Below are 16981 nucleotides of genomic sequence, written 5' to 3'. Positions count from 1 at the left end.
CCTCCGTGGGGGCCGCGGCTCGCGCGGGTGCGGAGCATCCGTACGATCACGTCATGTCTGATGCTGAGCGTGTCACCCGGAGTTCGTTCCGCCGACTGCTGCCGATATCCCGTCCGCGGCCGATGCCTCTCCTGCCGTCCCGTATCTGGACGGACGAGGAGTGGGAGCGGATCAAACTCGGCCGCGGGGCCCGCGACATGGACGAGAAGTGGAACGTCTTCGCCGAGGACCGCACCGTCTTCCTGCACCGGAGCTGGACCGGCCACGGGATCTACGAAGCGTCCTTCGCGCCGGTCGAGGGTGGTGGGCACACGATCACTCAGGCCGAGGTGGAGACCGATCGCAAGCGCTACCGAAGTAAGGGGGACGCCTACGACTGCCTTATGCTGGAGCTGGTATTCAGCGCGATCGTCCTCGGCGAGACCGCCGCCGAACTCCGGCACCGGCTGGACGAACTCATCACCCAGGCCTCCGGGAAGACCGACCTGCCGCCCGGGGTCGTCCAGCACAGCGCCTTGGGCCGGCGCTCGCGGCCGTAGTTCGCGGAAGGGGTACATCCCTTCGCGATGCTACGTCGACTGCGTCGCGCAGTGGCTCCAGGTGGCTGGTCCAACGGCGCCAACCGGTGGCCGTCCGGACACCACACGGCTGCCCCCTCACATCTGGAACCCGATCACACCGTAGCCAGGGCGCCGGGCGGCGGCGGTGATCCAGTCCGCGATGTCCCCCACCGCGCGGACCAGTTCGGGCTCAGCAGGCGGGGTGCGCCCGACGCGCTGGGCCTCCTGCAACTGCTCCAGGGCCGTGCGGCACTGCTCGTGCGTCCATTCCCCGCAGCCCGGAGCCTCTCCGGGCCACGGTATGCCCCCCGGCAGCCCGTCGCTCATGCCGAAGTCGGCGACCGACACCGCGCTCACCCCGAGCGCACCCAGGGCGTCGTCCACCCTCTGAAGCCAGGCTCCGCGGAACGGGCTGAAGGAGCTGTTGCGCAGCCGTCCCCCGGTCAGCGAGACCAACCGCTCGTAGGCATAGGCGTACTGGAACGCGTCCGGAGAGCCGCCTTCCGGAAAGGGCCCGCCGTGCACCACCGCCCGCAGGGCCTCGTACGCGGTCGGCGCGCCCTGGGAGATGGCGTCGGAGAACCAGTCGTCGTCACGGGCCAGATCGTCGCCGAACTCGTCCAGGATCACCTGGAGAAGCTGCTCGTCCCGGGACCCCACCAGATTGCGGGTCGCCGGCACGTCTACGAGGAACACGCTCAACGAAAGGCTCATGGGCCCGACCGTATCCGGGGCCACTGACAATGCTCAGGGGTTGATTGGCGGTGTGGCCGCGAGGCCCGCGCTGCTGGTCACACACCGGCTGCGCCACGGCGTGGGCACCACCCAGCAGGCGCTGCCCCCCTGCCCTGTGCCAAAGGACCTTGAGCGTCTGCCACCGAAGGCGAAGGTTGCCAGGGTGCCAAATGCCTGGATTCGATGTGCCTCGAAGGGCTTTGTGGGGCGGGTGCGACCACCGCGAGACTCGGCCGTGAACGGGGAAGCGTCCGGTCCGCCGCGCGGCACCGGACGACTCTCCGGCCAGCATCCGCACCTGATGTCAGGGAGATGACCACACATGAACCTTCGCAGCTCGTTCGCAGTCCGTGCCGGGATCACCGCGAGTGCCGCCCTCGCGGCCACCGCCGTGCTCGTGGGCCCGGCCCACGCAGGCGTGTCCGGCCAGTACTCGTTCAAGAACGCGGGTACCGGCAAGTGCCTCGACGTGCAGGCCGGTTCGTCGGCGGACAACACCGTCCTCCAGCAGTTCAGCTGCAACGGCAAGGGCCACCAGCGGTTCTCGCTGAGCTTCGAGGTGGACAACCCCACGTCCCTGATCAGAGCCGCCCACTCCAACAAGTGCATGCAGGTGTTCAGCGCCACGCCCGGCACCAACGTCGTCCAGCGCCCCTGCGACAACGTCTCCCAGCAGCGCTGGGAGTTCATCGAGCTGGGCAACAACAATGTCACCATCAAGAACGTCGCGAGCGGCCTGTGCCTCGACGACGGCGCCGCGCCCTCCGGCAGCCGCCGTGAGGTGCGCCAGACAGTCTGCACGGGCACCGCGACCCAGGTGTGGAACCGCTACTGATCCACTCCGCGTGGTTGCGGCCGCCGTTCGCCGGGGGCCGCAGCCACGCCCAGCGGCGGGCGCACCCGACCACGCCTGCCATTGCCCACCGTTGGACGTACTCGATATACGCCCGTACGTCGTCCCCGATACATGCTTCACTGGCAGGCATGGCCAATCTCCGGCTCACGAAGCCGACCATGGCGGTCCTGGAGGCGCTTCTCAACTCGACGCCCGACGCGCCTGCTTGGGGCTTGAGCATCTGCCGCGAGGCCGACCTCGGCCCCGGCACCGTCTACCCGATCCTCGACCGCCTTCTGGAACGAGGTTGGGTCCGGAGCTGGGACGAGAGGGAGCCGCACCCCGGCCGTCCGGCCCGCCGGTTCTACGCGTTCACCGGGGCTGGTCGCGCTCAGACTCTCGCAGCGCTCGAAGCGCGCGAGGCACGCCGTGCTCGATTCAGTCTCCGCCCCTCAGGCGGTGCCGTATGAGCGAGCAGGATCAGGACGCGTCCCACGAGCGCCGCCCAAGTCACCTTCACGCCCGCCTGCCCGACGCCCTGGTGGATGGGGAACTCCGCCGCAGCGAGCGTATGTTTGCGCACCTCGTCGCCTGCCCGATATGCGAGGCCAAGCTGGAGGTGCGGCCGGGCCTCAAGCCACTCGCCGACACCGCGGTGCCTTCTCCGCCCGTGGCCGTCACCGACGACAGGTCTCATGGCCGGGTCGGCCTGGCTGAAAACGGCGACCTCGATGTGTCAACCGACCGCGAGGCACGGCGTCGAGAGCCCCGAGCGGAGCGGTGGGCCTCTCTGGCGGCCCGTATCGCAGGTGACCGACGCGATCTGCACGACGCATGGCTGGCCGACCTCGACGGTGACCCCGAGAGTGGCGCCTTGCTCACCCCGTGGCAGCAGCGCCGGTACGGGGCCGGGGTTCTCCTCGCCGCTGTCCGGTGTCGTCTTCGCGACTGTCTCGGGAGCATGTGGCGTCCCGTCGACTGGATGCTGACGTCCCGCAGCCGCCAGGAGACGTTCATCGGCGTGCCTCCCGCGGCACTGGTGGTCTACATCGCGCAGCACGACGGAGTGCACACCCTCTTGACGGAGGGCTGGGGCTGGGTCGGTGGGTGTGGGCTGGCGACATTCTCTCTCGTACGGTGGTTGCGGCGGGTACGCGGAATCGAGCTGGCCGATGGGAGGCCCTCCGACGAGCAGTAGCCTCCTCCGGCTCGCCTGGCTCGCGGCACGCGTCGCCTGCGAGGAGTCGGTCCACGAGCGACCGAAGCGACTCTGGACGGGAATCAGTGGCGGCTACGCCTCGACCCCCCTCCCTGGCGTATCGCCCGGCCGCCGGGTAGGCGACAGCGGACCGCCGCCGGATACCGGGGGGTGCCCGCACTGCCGGAGCCGTATTCCGGGCCCTTCCAGGGCAGGAGCGCGGCGCGACGGAAAGTAACTCCCGCCCCACACGGCGACGTTGCCCCCACCAGTGCACATACGCAGCTCAACCACGTACGCACCCGATCCGGTGATCCGAATCACTCATGCGAGCGAATCGGCGCGACTACACACAGTTAGGACTGTCAAGCTCTGCGTGTGCACCCGCTGGTGCGCGAGACGGTGCGTGAGCACCCTGTCCCGTAAGGAATCGCCCAATGCAAGTTCGTCGTTCCCTTCCGGCCCTCATCGGCGCCATGGCCCTCGGCCTCGGCATGACCCTGACGTCGTCGGCCTCAGCCGCGCCGGCGGCCGCCATGAACCCCTGCGGGTTCTACGAGACCCACAGCGACGCCTACTACAACCACTGCACCAGTGACGGCTCGCACATCGTGATCGAGATCGACGACTGGGGCCCCAACAGCGAGCAGTGTGTGGGCCCCGGCGTGACCTGGATCGGCTCCGCCTCGGGTGTCGACGGGGCCTGGTACACGGGACGCACCTGCTGATTTCCTCTCGTACGACCGCAGGTCCCGGCTGGGCCCGTTCGCGATGGCCTGGCGACCGGCGTCGATGAGCCGGTCCGGGGGGTGGGAGCGCGCGGGCGCACCCACCCCCCGTCACGGGTCACCCCGCCGTGTCACCGTGCTTGCCGATCCGCCCGCCCGTCCGTGCTCGCCTGTACGGCGTCAGCCGCTCTGAAGTGTTCCCGTAGCAGCTCGGACCTCGCGAGTACCTTCGCGAGGTGTGGGTAGTCGCGGCGCACTCTGTGGGCGTAGCGCGCGCAGAGTTCTCTTCTGCGCCGGGGGTTGTTGTGCAGGAGGGACTTCGCGTTCCACAGGTGGGTGAAGGTGGAGTTCTTGCGGCCGGACGACAGCTCGGTGCCGGTGTAGTCGCGGAGGAAGGTGCCGATGCGTACGCCGCTCGCCTTGGCGCACATGGGAAGCAGCCGCTGCTCCGCGAAAATCGGGTGGGCGGGCACCGAACCGTCGGGCTCCGCTCGGACCGGGTTGCCCGCCATGAACGACAGGGCCCGGTCGGCGTAGGCGTTCTTGAAGGCGTCTCGGGTGAAGACCAGCAGCGCGGCGCTGCACGGGGTGACCGACCAGTCGAGGCCGCTCCAGTCGAAGCCGGGGGGTGCGGTGAGGCGGTCGCGGGCGACGTAGGCGGGGAAGGCGAGTGGCTCCTCGTGCAGGCTCATCACATCCGCGGTGACGAGGTGGCGGATGCTGTCCCAGACGACAAGGTCGGTGTCCATGACGCAGCACGGCGCCGCCTCCTGCCGCAGGGCCACGGTCTTTCCGAAGGACCAGAAGACGCTGCCGTTGATCGTCCGGGACGCCGACTCCAGAAGGCTGGTGTCAATGCCGCCGTCCCAGAGGTCGAGGAGCCCGAGACGGTCGTAGAACTCCTGGCCGGCGGGGTCCGTGTAGAGGCGGATCACTCCGTTGTGCCGGCGCCACTCCAGGGCGGACAGGGCGGTGGTGAGGATCTCGAAGTCTTCCTGCCGGTAGGGGGAGCCCTCGGCGCGCGAGACGTAGTAGTTCGTGGTCGGTCGGGTGGAGAGGACGTGGATGGCCTTCACGGGCGTCCCCTCGCACGGCGTCCCCTCGCACGGCGTCCCCTCGCACGGCGTCCCCGCGTACGGCGTCCCCGCGTACGGTCGTAAGGCGCGGGCGGCGGCTTCCTCACGGCAGGTAGCGGCGGATGCTGGGCATGTGGCGCAGCATTGCCATGAGTTCGGGGTAGTCGCGGCGGATCCGGGCCACGCACCGCCGGCAGAACGACTCCCGGCGGTCCGGGTCGGTCTTGAGCGCGTCCTTGTAGGCCCAGACGTGGGTGACCAGCCGGTTCTTCCCGCCGTCGGCCATCGTCTCGCTGTTGAGTTCGGGCCTCGGCCAGTCGAGGAAGTACGCCGGTCGCACCCCCAGTCTCAGCGCGCACATCGGCAGCAGTCGCTGGGCCACGAACACGTCGTGGACGGGCAGGCGGCTCTCGGCCTCCCGGCGGATCGGGTTGCCCAGGATGAACTCCATGGCCTTGGCATGGAACATCTCGGTGAGCCGGTCGGTGGCGTAGTACGTCAGTGAGGCGTTGCACGGGACGGCGTCCCAGTCCCACTCCTCCCAGACGTAGCCGTTGGGTGTACTCAGCTCGCACCGGGGCCGGTACACGCCGTGGTGCAGGGGCTCTTGGTGCAGTGCCATGAACTCCGAGGTGATCAGGGTGTCGAGTGCTTCCCAGACGACGAGGTCCGTGTCCAGCGAGACGAAGGGCGCCGTCTCCGCCCGCAGGGCCGCGACGCGTCCCGCCGTCCAGAACACGTCGTGGTTGACGGCGGCGGGCAGCGACTCAAGGACGGCCGTGTCGATCCCGCCGTCCCACAGCTCCGTCATCCCGAGGCGTCGGTAGTACGCCTCCCCGACCTGGTCGGTGTACAGCTTGATCGTGCCGTTGAAGCGGCGCCAGGCGGCCGCGGAGAGGATGGTCGTGAGGAGTTCGAAGTCCTCCACCTCGTAGCCGTCGGGGCCCTTAAGGCGTCCCAGGTACGGCACGGACGGCAAGGTGGAGTTGACGTGGACGGCCTTCATCGGGGGTCAGGGCCGCGAGCGGCCGGTGAGGCGGTTGACGACCTCCGCCAGCTGGGCGAAGGCCGGTCGGACGCTGGGGGGAGCCATGGAGGCGCGCAGGACGAAGGGGACCTGCCCGCGGTCGATGCGCATCACCGCCTCGTCGCCCGGCGGGGGATCCTCGTCCTCGACGGGGAACCACAAGGTGATCCGGGCGTTCGCCGATGTGATGGCGACCGAGCCGACGAGTGAGTCCGGTACGTATCCCTCGTCGGCGTTCGAGGGGAGTTCCATGAGGGACGTGACGTTCAAGTGCCGGGCCAGGGCCGATAGTTCCTCGGGGCGGACCGGTTCCGCGAAGCGTTCGTCGACGTTCCGCAGCTCGTCGACGTGGGTCACCTCGGCCTCGCCCCCCGAAGGGACCGAGGCCCGGAAATCGACCCGCTGTCCCGGGCAGCCGCCGGTGATGTGCAGGTCGATGAGCACGTCGTCTGCGCCTTCTTGATCGCCTGCCGTCCCGTCGGCCAGTCGTGCTACCGCGGCCCTCATGCGCTCGACGTCGGGCCGCGTAAAGGATTCGATGGTTACCCTCATGTCGTCGTCCTCGTCCTTCGTCCTTGTCCTCGGCCTCGCCGTGGAGTGATCGGGCCTAGATGAGATCCAGGCCGATCGAGAAGACCTCGGCGGTGAGCGGCGCCGAGACACAGACCCGGTCGACGTGGCGCTGCTGCGCCGCGCCGGTGTTGTTGTCCATGACCGTTCCCGTGTTGACGGGGTTGCGGTTCGGGCAGCGGCTGTCGGTGTACTCGTCCGGGTTGCCGAGCATGTGGCCGACCTCGTGTGCGGCGACGTCGCCGCTGTCGGCCGTGTGCCAGGTCGTCATGTTGGTCTGGCCGGAGCCTGCCCGCACCCGGACGACGTGGTGGGGGTTGGAGGTCACCCACTGCACGTCGAGCGTGATGACGGAGGTGCCGTAGGGTCCGGCGCAGACGAAGCGGTTGCTCCACTTGTTCTCGATGCCGTTCTCCCACGTCGTACGCAGTGTCGCCATCTGGGCGGGTGTGATTCCGGCGTCGGGGTTGAGCTGGATCCGTACCGTGACGGCGGTGCAGTTCTGGAAGTACGCGGCTGTCCAGACGAAGATGCACTCCGACATCCGGAATGCGCGCTCGCCGACGTAGGGGCAGGGGCCCGCGAGGACCGGGAGGCCTTGGGCGGGCTCGGGGGCATGGTGCGACACCTCGGGGGCATTGGGGGACACGACGACTCCCTTCGCCGCCACCGCGTCGGGAGCGACAGGCTGGGAAGCGGATGGGGGTGAGGGCCTCGGGCGCGGCGGGGGCCCCGGCGGGCCGCTCGCGCCCGGCGCGCCGGACGCACTGGACGCACTGGACGCACTGGGCGCACTGGGCGCACTGGGCGCACCGGACGCGAGGTAATCGCTGTACTCCGGCAGCGGATCGACGCCGTAGAACGCGTCGGTCTTGCGGGTCAGTTCCAGGAACTCGCCGAAGAGGCTCGGGGAATAGGGGACCGAGTCGATCCGGTGGAGGACGTTGCGCGCGTACGCCCGCGCGTTGTTGGCCTTGAAGTCGAACGCGCCCGACGGCGTCGCGCCACCGGCGTCGCCCAGCGCGTGCAGGAAGTCCTCGATGCGCTCGCGTGCCTGTTGCCGAAGCTCGGGCGGGAGCGTGGAGATCCGGTGGACGGCCGGCACCGTGGCGATGTAGCTGGAAAGGGAGTCGGCGTCGGCGAACTGCCCCGACAGGACCATCGTGTAGTACGCGGGAAGGTCGAACAGGTTGAGGTTGGTGATGGTGTTGTGCAGGTTGACGGTGGTGTTGGGCAGCGACTTGATCTCGGTGAAGTGGTGGAACACGTCGTCGAAGTCGCTGTGCATGCGCACGTATTCGGTGGTCCGCCGCGTGCCGTCCAGGCTGATGTTGAAATGGACGTGCTGGAATCGCGACAGGTGGGGGCGGATGTCGACCTTTCCTGAGGTCAGCGTGGAGCCGTTCGAGATGATCTCCACGGACACGTCGTCCGACAGCTCGCTCAACACGTCCAGGAATCGGGGCTCGTTGATGGGGTTGCCGCCGTGGAACGTGACGATGCGGATCGGGTTCGCCCGGATGAAACGGATGACCTTGTCGATGTCATTGCGCCGGTATCCGACCGGCTCCACGCCCAGCATTCTGTGGCGGTCCGAATTCAGCCGGGTGCTGAGCTTGTCGAAGCACATCCGGCAGCTGTACGTGCACAGGTTGCTGAGGGCGATCAGCAGATACTGCGTCCGGCTGACGTCGCCGGTGCTCTCGTCGTAGGCGTCCGCGACATCCCGCCAGTCGAACTTCTCCTGGTAGTAGGTGTGGACGGTCGGCTGACGCGTCGCCTCGTCGAGACAGGCCCGGCAGCCGTCCGGTACCTCACCGCGCAGGAGCTGCCGGCGGGCGAGGCGCATCTTCTCGCTGTTGACCAGTTCGGACACGTCGTCGACCAAGCCCAGACGGCCGGCCTGCGGCCCTTTGTCCTCACAGCAGATGACCGACTCACCGTCGGCCCAGACGGCCAGCGACACGAAAGGGGCGACGCAGAGCGGAATCCTGCCCTCGGGCTTCTGACTCATCACGGCTCCCGGCGGGTAGCAGATGAAGAACGTCAGCGGTCGGCCGGGGAAACCGGACCAGCCTCGTCGTACGGCATTCTCGTGGAGGAAAGCGAGATTCCGCCATGGGAATTTCTGCCCACAGATGAAGACCAGCCATACCGCGCGCCACAAGGGCGAGTGGATTCCGCTGGCGAACTCGTGGGCAGCGCCTGGGAGATGACGGCCCCCGCACCCCACCCCCTGACCTTCAGCGCACCTTTTTTACGTCCGGAATGGCTCGTTTCCCGTTCCAAAGCGCTGAGAACAGGAGTGCTATTCGGGTTTTACAATGCCGCGGTATTCGTATTCCGGGGGTGGCTCGTGTCTCGTGCGTCACTCGCGTGTCTGGGCTCTGATCATCCACCGCCCGCACCGGCTCCTCAGCGCATAGCAGCGCATCGCACAACTCGAATGAGTCTCCCAGTACCGATGGATGTCACCCGGCTGCGTCGGGCCCGCTGGGCACCCGCCCGGTCCTCCTCGGTGCGGCGGCCCTGGCGGATGCCGTGCTCGCCCCCTCCCGCAGGGGCCCTTGGGCGGAAGCGACCTCAACGAGGTTCACGTACGCCATTACTCCACAGGTAATCGATCTTGACGCCGGTGGTGGCCCATGCTGAACACCCCGAGCGGCGCTGGGCCGCATCGGGTGAACAGGAACGGGGACGGGCATGAGGATGAACCGGCGGGGTGTTCTGGCAGGGGCATTGGCGAGCGCCGCATTGGGCCTCACGACGTCGGCCGTCGCGCTGCCGGGCGGAGGATCGGCCGATGGCGGCGCGGCCGCCGCGCGGAAGGCGTGCCCGGCCGCTCAGGCGGAAGTGGAGCGGCTGGAGGGGCGTATCACGCCGAATGTCTGTGCGTTCTTGAAGCGGCAGATCACCTTCGGCGCGATGCCGACCGGCACGCCGCCCGAGCCGGGGCAGAACGGCTTGAAGCACCCCCGGGTCCAGGCGTACCTCGACATCTTCGACACGGATGCCACGCTGTGGGAGGCGGGCAGCAAGGCCAGGCGCGGCCATGACGAAATCGGCCCGTCGATCGTCAACTCCCTGAATCTGGTGAAGGACCTGCGCTACCGGGGCACCGACGTGGTGGTCGACGGGAGCACCGTGGTCTTCGGCCAGTGGAACGAGGCCACCGTCAAGGGCCACAAGATCGCCTTCCCGCAGATCGCCCGCAACGTGCTCGGCGACGACGGCAAGTCCCTCCAGGCCCGTCGCTACTACGACCGTCACGTACTCCTGCGCGACACCCTGCCCGACGCGCCTGCCGGCCTGTTCGAGGGCATCACCGACCGCGGCCCCGCGCCTGCCCGGACACCGGCACCGACGCGGCTGCGCGCCGCCGATCTGTCCCAGCGCCTGGCGGCGTGGAACAGCGAAGACATCCCGGCCCTGCTGGCCCGCACGGGCGCCACGCGCCTGTCGGGGCCGGGGCTCGACGCACCGCTGAAGACCGCGGCGGGGAAGCGGGCGTACCTCGAGAGGTTCTTCGACAAGGCGAACGTCCAGCTCAAGGCGGGTCAGGTCGCCGTCGGCAAGACCACCACGTACGTCGAATGGCACGGCACGGTCACCCGCCCCCACGGCGAGCCCGTCCCGTTCGGCATCATGGAACGCTTCGGTCCGGGCGGTGAGTGGGAGCTGTACTTCGACACCCTTCCCCTGCTCGCCGACCAGAAGACCATCGACGAACTCCTCGCGAAGCTCGTGCGCTCCTAGCCCCAGGCCGGAACTGTTCCGGCAACTGCGGTGCGACCCACCCGAAAAGGTAGGACAGGTTCTCACTCTCCCGGGCTGACGCCGGGCAGCACCCAGGGCGGGCCCCCGTTGTCCGCGAAGAACTGCATGATCGTCGCGATGGCCGCGGCCTGCGCGAGGACCCAGGCGGACTGGATGGACAGATAGCGCGTCCGGTACACCGCCGGCAGCAGGCTCAGGCTGCCGCGTCCGGGCAGCAGTTCGCCGCGGAACGTCTCCAGGTCCATCCGGACGCCGGTCAGGGTCAGGATGAGCAGCTGGGACACCGCGGCGAAGGCGAGGGCCGTCTGCTCCTCCCCCAGGCTCCAGTTGCCGAGGGCGAACAGGCCGATCGGCAGGGCGTAGGCGACCGCGAGCGTGAGGGCCTTGGCCGGGCCGCGCCGGCCGGGGAGGTCCTGCCACAGCGCGCCCAGGAAGAACCCGGCCGCCACGAAACCGATTTGCCACATCGCGAACTGGGTGATGACGTCCAGCAGCCCGAGCCGGTCGTACAGGGTGTTGGACAGGGCCTCGCCGCGCAGGTGACTGTCCCAGACCAGGACGCCGCTGAACGGCAGGGCCACCGGCTGTGTGCAGCGGGCCGCCCGGGCCCCGTTCGCCCACCAGGTGTCGCAGGGGCCAAGGGCCAGGGCGGCGTCCACCACGGAGACGTCGCGGGGCAGCCGGTCGGGGCGCCCTGCCGAGGTGCGCCAGCGGTGCAGTCGGCGCAGCCGGGTCTCCATGCCGCCGCGCGCCGCCGCGCCCTCGTCGGTCTGTTCCGGGGCAGCGGCGCGCAGCCCGGCGTGGAGGGCGCGGTGGCGGCGGGCCCGCTCAAGGAGGCGGGCGCGGTCGGTGGCGGCCAGGGCCGTGCCGAGCGGCTGCCCTGACACGCTCAGCGGCCGGGCGGAGACCGCGTGACGCCTCGTCAGGCGCAGGACGCCCGCGAGCGCGAGGAAGTTGAGGAAGAACCACGAGCCCCTGACGGCGTCACTGGCCGTGTACACGCCGATGTCCATCGCGGCCATGACCGGGAACAACAGCAGGAGCAGGAACCGGTCCGCCGCCTTGGGGCCGCGCCGCGCCAGGGTGGTGGCCCGCGCGGTCCGCACGGCGCGGCTGCGCAGTACGGCCAGGACGGCCAGGCCGCTGAGCACCCACCACATCCCGAACCACCACCATTGGGTGTTGTCGGTGAACCACAGCAGGTTGCTGCGCAGCTCGGCCCGGTGCCAGGTCCCGTAGCCCCAATGCCATTGAGGGGCGCCGGAGTTGTCGATGACCAGGCCCGTCGGATCGATGCGCGGGGAGAGCCAGCTGGCGCGGTTCCAGTCCCGCTCGGCGGCCGCCACGTAGCACAGGCCCACGATCGCGGCGAGGGCGCCGATCCCGGCCGTAAGGAGCCAGGTCCGGGGGCGCGGGTGGCGTGGCCGCCACAGGCCGCCGCCGACGGCCACCCGGCGCACCGCGAGCGCGCCACCGAGCAGCGGCAGGGCGAACGAGCAGAGGGTGGCACCCCACACGACACCCACGGTCACGTCCCCGGGGCCGGGCGGCTGGACGAACTGTTCCGGGTCGAACCCCACCACCGCGGGCAGCAGGGCAGGCACCGCGGCGCCCACACCGAGCACGGCACCGAGCAACGCCACAGCACGGGACGGCCGGGCGAAGCACAGCAGCAGCGCTCCGGCCACGGCCGAGGCCGGCCAGGCGGAGGGGGCGTGGGCCGCCCGCTGGGCCCAGTCGGGGGTGTTCTCGTACGCGGCGACCGAAGCGAGGTACACATCGCGGCCCTGGAGGGTGAGCGTGATGCCGAGCAGGGTCAGGCTCCAGTCGCGCAGGTTGGCGACGGCCCTGCTCTCGACGGGGTCCGGCACGCCGTGCCGGGGCAGCACGATCAGCGCGTACCAGATCGACACGAGGACGGCGATCTGCCAGAGCGAGCCGCCCGCGGCGCTGTACACGGCGTACGGGGGCGAGTCGTCCAGGGCGGAGAAGGAGCGGGGCCATGCGGGCTCGATCCCGACCTCGACGGGTGGGGCTTCGTGGGGGCGGGCGGGCCGCCACACCAGGGCCCCGTCGTCCTTCTTCGTGGTGGGACGGGGCGCGGCCGAGCGGGCGCCGGGGCGGCCGGGGTCCACGGTGACCTCGCGCCACCGCGCCTGCCGCAAGGTGCGGGGCGGGACCAGCTGGACCTCCCAGCGGGCCTTGCCCACCCCCACGGTCCAGGGTCCGACCGGGACGGTGCCGCGCTGGTTCACCCAGGCGTGGGCGGACAGGCGGACCTCCAGCCACTTCGTGCGGGACGACGCCTGTCCGGAGGGCGCCTTCACAGGGGTCACCGTGGGGTGCTCGGGCCGCCACTCCTCCCAGCGGGTCTCCACGCCGTCGAAGTCTCCCCTGGCCAGACAGCGCATGGCCCGCCGGCACTTGTCGGATCCGGTGCTGAGCAACAGATGGGCGGCCGGATTCCAGGACAGGGGGACCGTGAGCGTCAGGGTGGAGGAGACCTGGGCGTAGGTGCGGTCCTCGTGGTCGACGCGCAGGTGTGCCTCGACGGTCGCCGTGCGCAGCCCGCGGGTGTCGCAGGAGCCGTCGTCGGACGTGGCCGACGCCGTGCCCGCGTACGCCTGTGTCACCAGGGGGCCGCAGAGGAGGCCGGCCAGGAGCACGGTGAAGAGACCTCTCAAGCACCAGGACATGCCAACCCCCGAGATCGTCCCGCCAGACCTTCGCACAGCGTGGCGGCGTACGGCCCGCGCAGCCATACGTCAGGAGGGTTCGAACACGCGCCGAACGGCGGGCGGCGTCCTGCACGTGGTCCAGGGACTGGTCGGGGTGGCAGTAGTAGTGGACGACGTCGCGCCCGCGTGCGATGTCCTCAAAATTGGTGTGGACCAGTAGGGGACGAGGGGGCACGGTTGGCCCTAATCTGAGGACGCCGGTCGTCCGCCCCCCTTGGCGGCCGGCGGGCTCCCGCGTCCGCCCCCGACGCGGGGGCCGCGGGGGGGGTCCCGCCCTTCGAAGTTGGCCGCACCACGGACGTCCGCCACGGCAGGACCGCGCTGCGCCAGCCATCTCAACCTCTCAGTCGCTTCGGTCGCTCCAGTCGCTGGGGCGGGCGCTCGATTCGGCTCCGCCGGTCGGCCTGCGCGCGGGAACGGGACACCTGATGTGTGGGAACGGGCCAGGGCGGGCAGGCCACGTTCGTCGTCCACCCCTGAACTCGGCCGACACCCCGCCGACCGTACCGCCAGCGATGATCAGATAGCCCAACGTCCCTTCACAGACAGGCAGTTGTCGCGCCACCCGCCAGTCCTGCCACAGGAGTGGTTCAGCACCTCACTCGACGACGGGGAGAGTCGCCATGCGTACCGGCATCGTCATGACAGCGGGGCCGGGTGTGGAACACCTGGCCGCACGGGCCGAGGAACTCGGCTTCGACAGCTTCTGGGTGTACGACACGCCGATGGTCCACGGCGATCCGTTCGTGGCTCTCGCGCTCTGCGCCAAGTCCACCCACCGGATCCGGCTCGGCATCGGCGTCACCTCGCCGGCACTGCGTTCCGCGCCCGCCGCGGCGGCGGCCCTCAGCAGCCTCAACGCCCTCGCCCCCGGCCGCGTCATCTGCGGGGTGGGCACCGGCAACACGGCGCGCCGCACCCTCGGCATGCGGCCTACGAAGATGTCGGAGCTGGAGTCGTTCACGGCCGCCCTACAGGACCTCACTGCGGGCCGCGAGTCGGACTACCGCGAGGGCGACCGGTCGAGCAGGGTGCGCTTCCTGCACGCCGGGCCGTACGTGAACACCGAGGATCCCGTGGAGTTCGTCGTGGCCGCGCTCGGCCTGAAGGCCGCCGCGGTCGCGGGCCGGCTCGGCGCGGGGTTGATCTCCTTCGGGTTGCACGACCCCGCGGCCTGGTCCGCCATCGGCCAGGCCCGGCGGGTGGCGGCGGCAGCGCGGGACGCGGGCAGAACCGCCCGCGCGGCCGAGAAGCCCCGTTCGTACCTCATGTCCGCCCTGCACGTCCTCGCCGACGGTGAGGACCGCTACGGCGACTCCGTCAAGGATGCGATGGGGCACCTCGCGTTGAGCGCGCTGATCTTCGGCGCGGATGACCCCGCCTTCCGCGCGGCCCTACCCCCGGAAGAGGCCGAAGCTGTGGACCGCCTGTTCCGGCTGCGCGGCACCTCCCCCACCGACCCCAAGCTTCACCAGGCGCTCTACCGCAACTACCTGGGCCGCCTTTCCCCCGAGGACCGCCGGCTCATCGTGCCCTCCCTGGTGGACAAGTTCGGCCTGGTCGGCACCCGGGGCGAGGTCACCGAGCGGATCACCGGGCTGGAGAAGGCGGGGGTCGACGAGCTGGTGATCCAGCCCGTCGTGGACCCGGAGAGTGAAATGGCCGAGTTCGCGCGGCTGCTGGCCTGACGTTGAGCGCACTTCAGCGCACTTCAGCGAGGGTCGGCCGATGGTCCGCGCGGCGAAATCCGCGAGCCCGCCCGGCGAAATCCGCGAGCCCGCCCGGCGAAATCCGCGAGCCCGCCCAGCCCCTCGCTGCCACTCCTCCGGAGTTCCAGTCGCTTCAGTCGCTGCGGAGCGATGGCGGGCCGCGCCGCGTCGCACGGGTAGGCAGCAGCCTGCCGGAGTCGGGCGCGTGGCCCGGGCCCCTCCTTCTCAGTCAAGCTGCTCGGCCAGACCGACGATGATGCCTTCCGGCCCCCGGACGTAGCAGAGCAGATGGCTGTCCCCGAACCGGGCGATCTCGCCGACGAGTTCGGCGCCGTGAGGCCGCAGGCGGGCCACGGTGTCCTCGATGTCGTCGACGGCGAACATGACGCGGTGCGTGCCCAGAATGTTGTGCGGCCGGTTGCGCGGCCCGGCGCTGATCGCCGCGGGGCTGCGGTACTTCGCCAGTTCGAGCCGACCGTGGCCGTCCGGGGTGCGGACCATCGCGATGTCACAGCGGACGCCGTCGAGCCCGGTGCACTGGTCGGCGACGGGACCCTCGACCTCCGCCCTGCCCTCAAGCTCCATACCGAGTTCCACGAAGAACGCGATGGCGGCGTCCATGTCCTCGACGACGATGCCGACGTTGTCCATCCGCTGAATCGCCATGCTGGCCTCTCCTTCTTCTTCCTCTTACGGCTTTCTCGTACGGGCTGCCCGTACGAGTTGCTCGTACGAGGCTCACGTACAGGGCCCTCATATGGAACCGCGAACTCAGCGGCGTTCAGCACCATTCGTGACCGGCCGGCGCGCGGCCACGACGAGCAGTACACCGACCGCCAGCAGGGCCCAGGCGGGCGACGCGGGAAGGAGTGCGGCCAGGAGCGCGCCCCAGGCGGCCATGGCCCAGCCGAACGCGGCGGGCACCCGCTCGCCCCGCTTCGCCGTCCACAGCACGAAGGCGCCGAACAGCAGCACCGGCACCCCGAAGCTGCCCGGCGCGACCCAGAAGGCCTCGGAGTAGGCGAGGTTCTCGGCGGTGACGTCCAGCGAGATCGTCCGCCACGGTCCTTGCTCGAGGATGTCCGACCAGACGTCCTTCCTGTCCAGCGGCGATACGACGATGTGGAGGACGCCGAAGACCACGGATATCCAACCGGCCGCGCGGGCGAGCCGCGACGTGGCCGGGCGGGACGTGCGCATGCCGTTCAGGAGTGCCATGACTGTTCTCCTCATCTATACGCTGCCGTATAGATGGACCCTAGCACCCTTTTATACGATGGCGTATAGAAGGGTGACCGAGGCGGACTCGACACCGTTTCGACGTCAACTCACGGCGGACCTCAGGCGGAACGGAGCAGACATGGCGGTGGCCCGCACCCCCCGGCACAAGTGGATCGACGAAGGCCTGCGCGCGCTCGCGAGCGGCGGCCCCGACGCCGTCCAGATCGAGGCGCTCGCGAAGGCCCTCGGCGTCTCCAAGGGTGGTTTCTACGGCTACTTCACAGACCGGCGCGCCCTGCTCGACGAGATGCTCGACCGCTGGGAACGCGAAGTCACCGAGGAGGTGGAGGCCCGCGTCGAGGAGGAGGGCGGCGACGCCAAAGCCCGCCTTCGCCACCTGTTCGCGATCGTCGACACCGGCGAAGGGCTCGACACGGACGTCACCACCGACCTGGCGATCCGTGACTGGGCCCGGCGCGACCCGGCGGTCGCGGAACGCGTGCGGCGCGTCGACAACCGCCATATGGACTACCTGCGTTCGCTGTTCCGCTCCTTCTGCGCCGACGAGGCCGAGGTCGAGGCGCGCTGCCTGGTCACCTTCTCGCTGTACATCGCCGACCGCTTCCTGTTCGCCGACCACGGCGACCGCAGCCGAGCCGACGTCAACGAACTGACGACGACGTGGCTGCTCCAGTCACCGGACCAGGCGGCCCGCTAGGCGGTGTCGTCAAATGTTCACTGCTGGTGGATCATGGTGTCGTGATACGTCGCCATGAACTGTCGGACGCCGAGTGGGAGTTCGTCCGG

16 protein-coding genes are annotated in these 16981 nt (G+C 69.8%); 8 read left to right on the top strand and 8 right to left on the bottom strand.

Annotated features, from left to right (window positions below; translation table 11 throughout):
• Positions 1-53: 53 nt before the first annotated feature.
• A complete protein-coding gene (locus AC07GB_RS36085) occupies positions 54-539 on the top strand; it encodes a hypothetical protein (protein ID WP_478853115.1) in 486 nt (161 codons plus the stop codon).
• Positions 540-656: 117 nt separating this feature from the next.
• On the opposite strand, the gene AC07GB_RS36080 is transcribed toward AC07GB_RS36085, so the two are convergent.
• On the bottom strand, positions 657-1274 hold the full coding sequence (locus AC07GB_RS36080) for a DUF7691 family protein (RefSeq protein WP_478853113.1): 618 nt from the start codon (positions 1272-1274) through the stop codon (positions 657-659).
• A 343-nt stretch (positions 1275-1617) separates the two neighbouring features.
• On the opposite strand from AC07GB_RS36080, the gene AC07GB_RS36075 reads away from it, so the two are divergent.
• The 4 genes from AC07GB_RS36075 to AC07GB_RS36060 all read left to right on the top strand — a co-directional run bounded on the left by AC07GB_RS36075 (position 1618) and on the right by AC07GB_RS36060 (position 4056).
• Positions 1618-2130, top strand: coding sequence for an RICIN domain-containing protein (locus AC07GB_RS36075; protein WP_478853111.1), 513 nt, complete (start codon positions 1618-1620; stop codon positions 2128-2130).
• A 149-nt stretch (positions 2131-2279) separates the two neighbouring features.
• Positions 2280-2600 (top strand): PadR family transcriptional regulator, encoded by a 321-nt coding sequence (locus AC07GB_RS36070; RefSeq protein WP_478853109.1) that lies wholly within the window; start codon positions 2280-2282, stop codon positions 2598-2600.
• Positions 2597-3328 carry a hypothetical protein gene (locus AC07GB_RS36065; RefSeq protein ID WP_478853107.1) on the top strand — a complete coding sequence of 244 codons (732 nt, stop codon included), beginning with the start codon at positions 2597-2599 and terminating at the stop codon, positions 3326-3328. Before AC07GB_RS36070 ends, AC07GB_RS36065 begins: the two co-directional genes overlap by 4 nt.
• A 437-nt stretch (positions 3329-3765) precedes the next feature.
• On the top strand, positions 3766-4056 hold the full coding sequence (locus tag AC07GB_RS36060; RefSeq protein ID WP_478853105.1) for a DUF6355 family natural product biosynthesis protein: 291 nt from the start codon (positions 3766-3768) through the stop codon (positions 4054-4056).
• A 131-nt stretch (positions 4057-4187) separates the two neighbouring features.
• Here the strand turns inward: AC07GB_RS36060 and AC07GB_RS36055 are convergent, their stop codons facing one another.
• From AC07GB_RS36055 to AC07GB_RS36040, 4 genes are all read right to left on the bottom strand, one after another.
• A complete protein-coding gene (locus AC07GB_RS36055; RefSeq protein WP_478853103.1) occupies positions 4188-5132 on the bottom strand; it encodes a DUF6734 family protein in 945 nt (314 codons plus the stop codon).
• Between the two features lie 103 nt (positions 5133-5235).
• Positions 5236-6138: a DUF6734 family protein gene (locus AC07GB_RS36050; protein ID WP_478853101.1), complete on the bottom strand. Its 903-nt coding sequence runs from the start codon at positions 6136-6138 to the stop codon at positions 5236-5238.
• Positions 6139-6144: 6 nt separating this feature from the next.
• A complete protein-coding gene (locus AC07GB_RS36045) occupies positions 6145-6603 on the bottom strand; it encodes a hypothetical protein (RefSeq protein ID WP_478853099.1) in 459 nt (152 codons plus the stop codon).
• A gap of 163 nt (positions 6604-6766) precedes the next feature.
• Positions 6767-8743, bottom strand: a complete 1977-nt coding sequence (locus AC07GB_RS36040; protein ID WP_478853097.1) for a twitch domain-containing radical SAM protein — start codon at positions 8741-8743, stop codon at positions 6767-6769.
• Between the two features lie 911 nt (positions 8744-9654).
• Between AC07GB_RS36040 and AC07GB_RS36035 the strand changes: the two genes are divergently transcribed.
• The gene (locus tag AC07GB_RS36035; protein WP_478853095.1) at positions 9655-10485 is read left to right on the top strand and encodes a hypothetical protein; all 831 of its coding nucleotides are present in this window, start codon (positions 9655-9657) and stop codon (positions 10483-10485) included.
• A 62-nt stretch (positions 10486-10547) separates the two neighbouring features.
• Here the strand turns inward: AC07GB_RS36035 and AC07GB_RS36030 are convergent, their stop codons facing one another.
• Positions 10548-13190: a DUF6185 family protein gene (locus AC07GB_RS36030; RefSeq protein ID WP_478853093.1), complete on the bottom strand. Its 2643-nt coding sequence runs from the start codon at positions 13188-13190 to the stop codon at positions 10548-10550.
• Between the two features lie 677 nt (positions 13191-13867).
• On the opposite strand from AC07GB_RS36030, the gene AC07GB_RS36025 reads away from it, so the two are divergent.
• Entirely contained in the window at positions 13868-14932 is a 1065-nt protein-coding gene (locus tag AC07GB_RS36025; protein ID WP_478853091.1) for an LLM class flavin-dependent oxidoreductase, read from the top strand.
• 246 nt (positions 14933-15178) lie between these two features.
• On the opposite strand, the gene AC07GB_RS36020 is transcribed toward AC07GB_RS36025, so the two are convergent.
• Together AC07GB_RS36020 and AC07GB_RS36015 are read right to left on the bottom strand one after the other, a co-directional pair.
• Complete coding sequence (locus tag AC07GB_RS36020) at positions 15179-15619, bottom strand: VOC family protein (RefSeq protein WP_478853089.1); 441 nt, start codon at positions 15617-15619, stop codon at positions 15179-15181.
• A 105-nt stretch (positions 15620-15724) separates the two neighbouring features.
• On the bottom strand, positions 15725-16171 hold the full coding sequence (locus AC07GB_RS36015) for a DUF6463 family protein (RefSeq protein WP_478853087.1): 447 nt from the start codon (positions 16169-16171) through the stop codon (positions 15725-15727).
• A gap of 142 nt (positions 16172-16313) precedes the next feature.
• On the opposite strand from AC07GB_RS36015, the gene AC07GB_RS36010 reads away from it, so the two are divergent.
• Complete coding sequence (locus tag AC07GB_RS36010) at positions 16314-16892, top strand: TetR/AcrR family transcriptional regulator (RefSeq protein WP_478853085.1); 579 nt, start codon at positions 16314-16316, stop codon at positions 16890-16892.
• Positions 16893-16981 lie beyond the last annotated feature (89 nt).

This window comes from Streptomyces sp. NPDC045778 (assembly GCF_056431945.1).
Note: the sequence above shows the minus strand (reverse complement) of the source record. Positions and strands in the feature narration are given on the sequence as shown.

Bases quoted from the DNA above. Each gene is read 5' to 3' on its own strand.
- AC07GB_RS36010 (WP_478853085.1), top strand. From the start codon at position 16,314: ATGGCGGTGGCCCGCACCCCCCGGCACAAGTGGATCGACGAAGGCCTG.
- AC07GB_RS36075 (WP_478853111.1), top strand. From the start codon at position 1,618: ATGAACCTTCGCAGCTCGTTCGCAGTCCGTGCCGGGATCACCGCGAGT.
- AC07GB_RS36080 (WP_478853113.1), bottom strand. From the start codon at position 1,274: ATGAGCCTTTCGTTGAGCGTGTTCCTCGTAGACGTGCCGGCGACCCGC.
- AC07GB_RS36020 (WP_478853089.1), bottom strand. From the start codon at position 15,619: ATGGCGATTCAGCGGATGGACAACGTCGGCATCGTCGTCGAGGACATG.
- AC07GB_RS36070 (WP_478853109.1), top strand. From the start codon at position 2,280: ATGGCCAATCTCCGGCTCACGAAGCCGACCATGGCGGTCCTGGAGGCG.
- AC07GB_RS36025 (WP_478853091.1), top strand. From the start codon at position 13,868: ATGCGTACCGGCATCGTCATGACAGCGGGGCCGGGTGTGGAACACCTG.
- AC07GB_RS36085 (WP_478853115.1), top strand. From the start codon at position 54: ATGTCTGATGCTGAGCGTGTCACCCGGAGTTCGTTCCGCCGACTGCTG.
- AC07GB_RS36040 (WP_478853097.1), bottom strand. From the start codon at position 8,743: ATGAGTCAGAAGCCCGAGGGCAGGATTCCGCTCTGCGTCGCCCCTTTC.
- AC07GB_RS36065 (WP_478853107.1), top strand. From the start codon at position 2,597: ATGAGCGAGCAGGATCAGGACGCGTCCCACGAGCGCCGCCCAAGTCAC.
- AC07GB_RS36060 (WP_478853105.1), top strand. From the start codon at position 3,766: ATGCAAGTTCGTCGTTCCCTTCCGGCCCTCATCGGCGCCATGGCCCTC.
- AC07GB_RS36050 (WP_478853101.1), bottom strand. From the start codon at position 6,138: ATGAAGGCCGTCCACGTCAACTCCACCTTGCCGTCCGTGCCGTACCTG.
- AC07GB_RS36035 (WP_478853095.1), top strand. From the start codon at position 9,655: ATGCCGACCGGCACGCCGCCCGAGCCGGGGCAGAACGGCTTGAAGCAC.
- AC07GB_RS36015 (WP_478853087.1), bottom strand. From the start codon at position 16,171: ATGGCACTCCTGAACGGCATGCGCACGTCCCGCCCGGCCACGTCGCGG.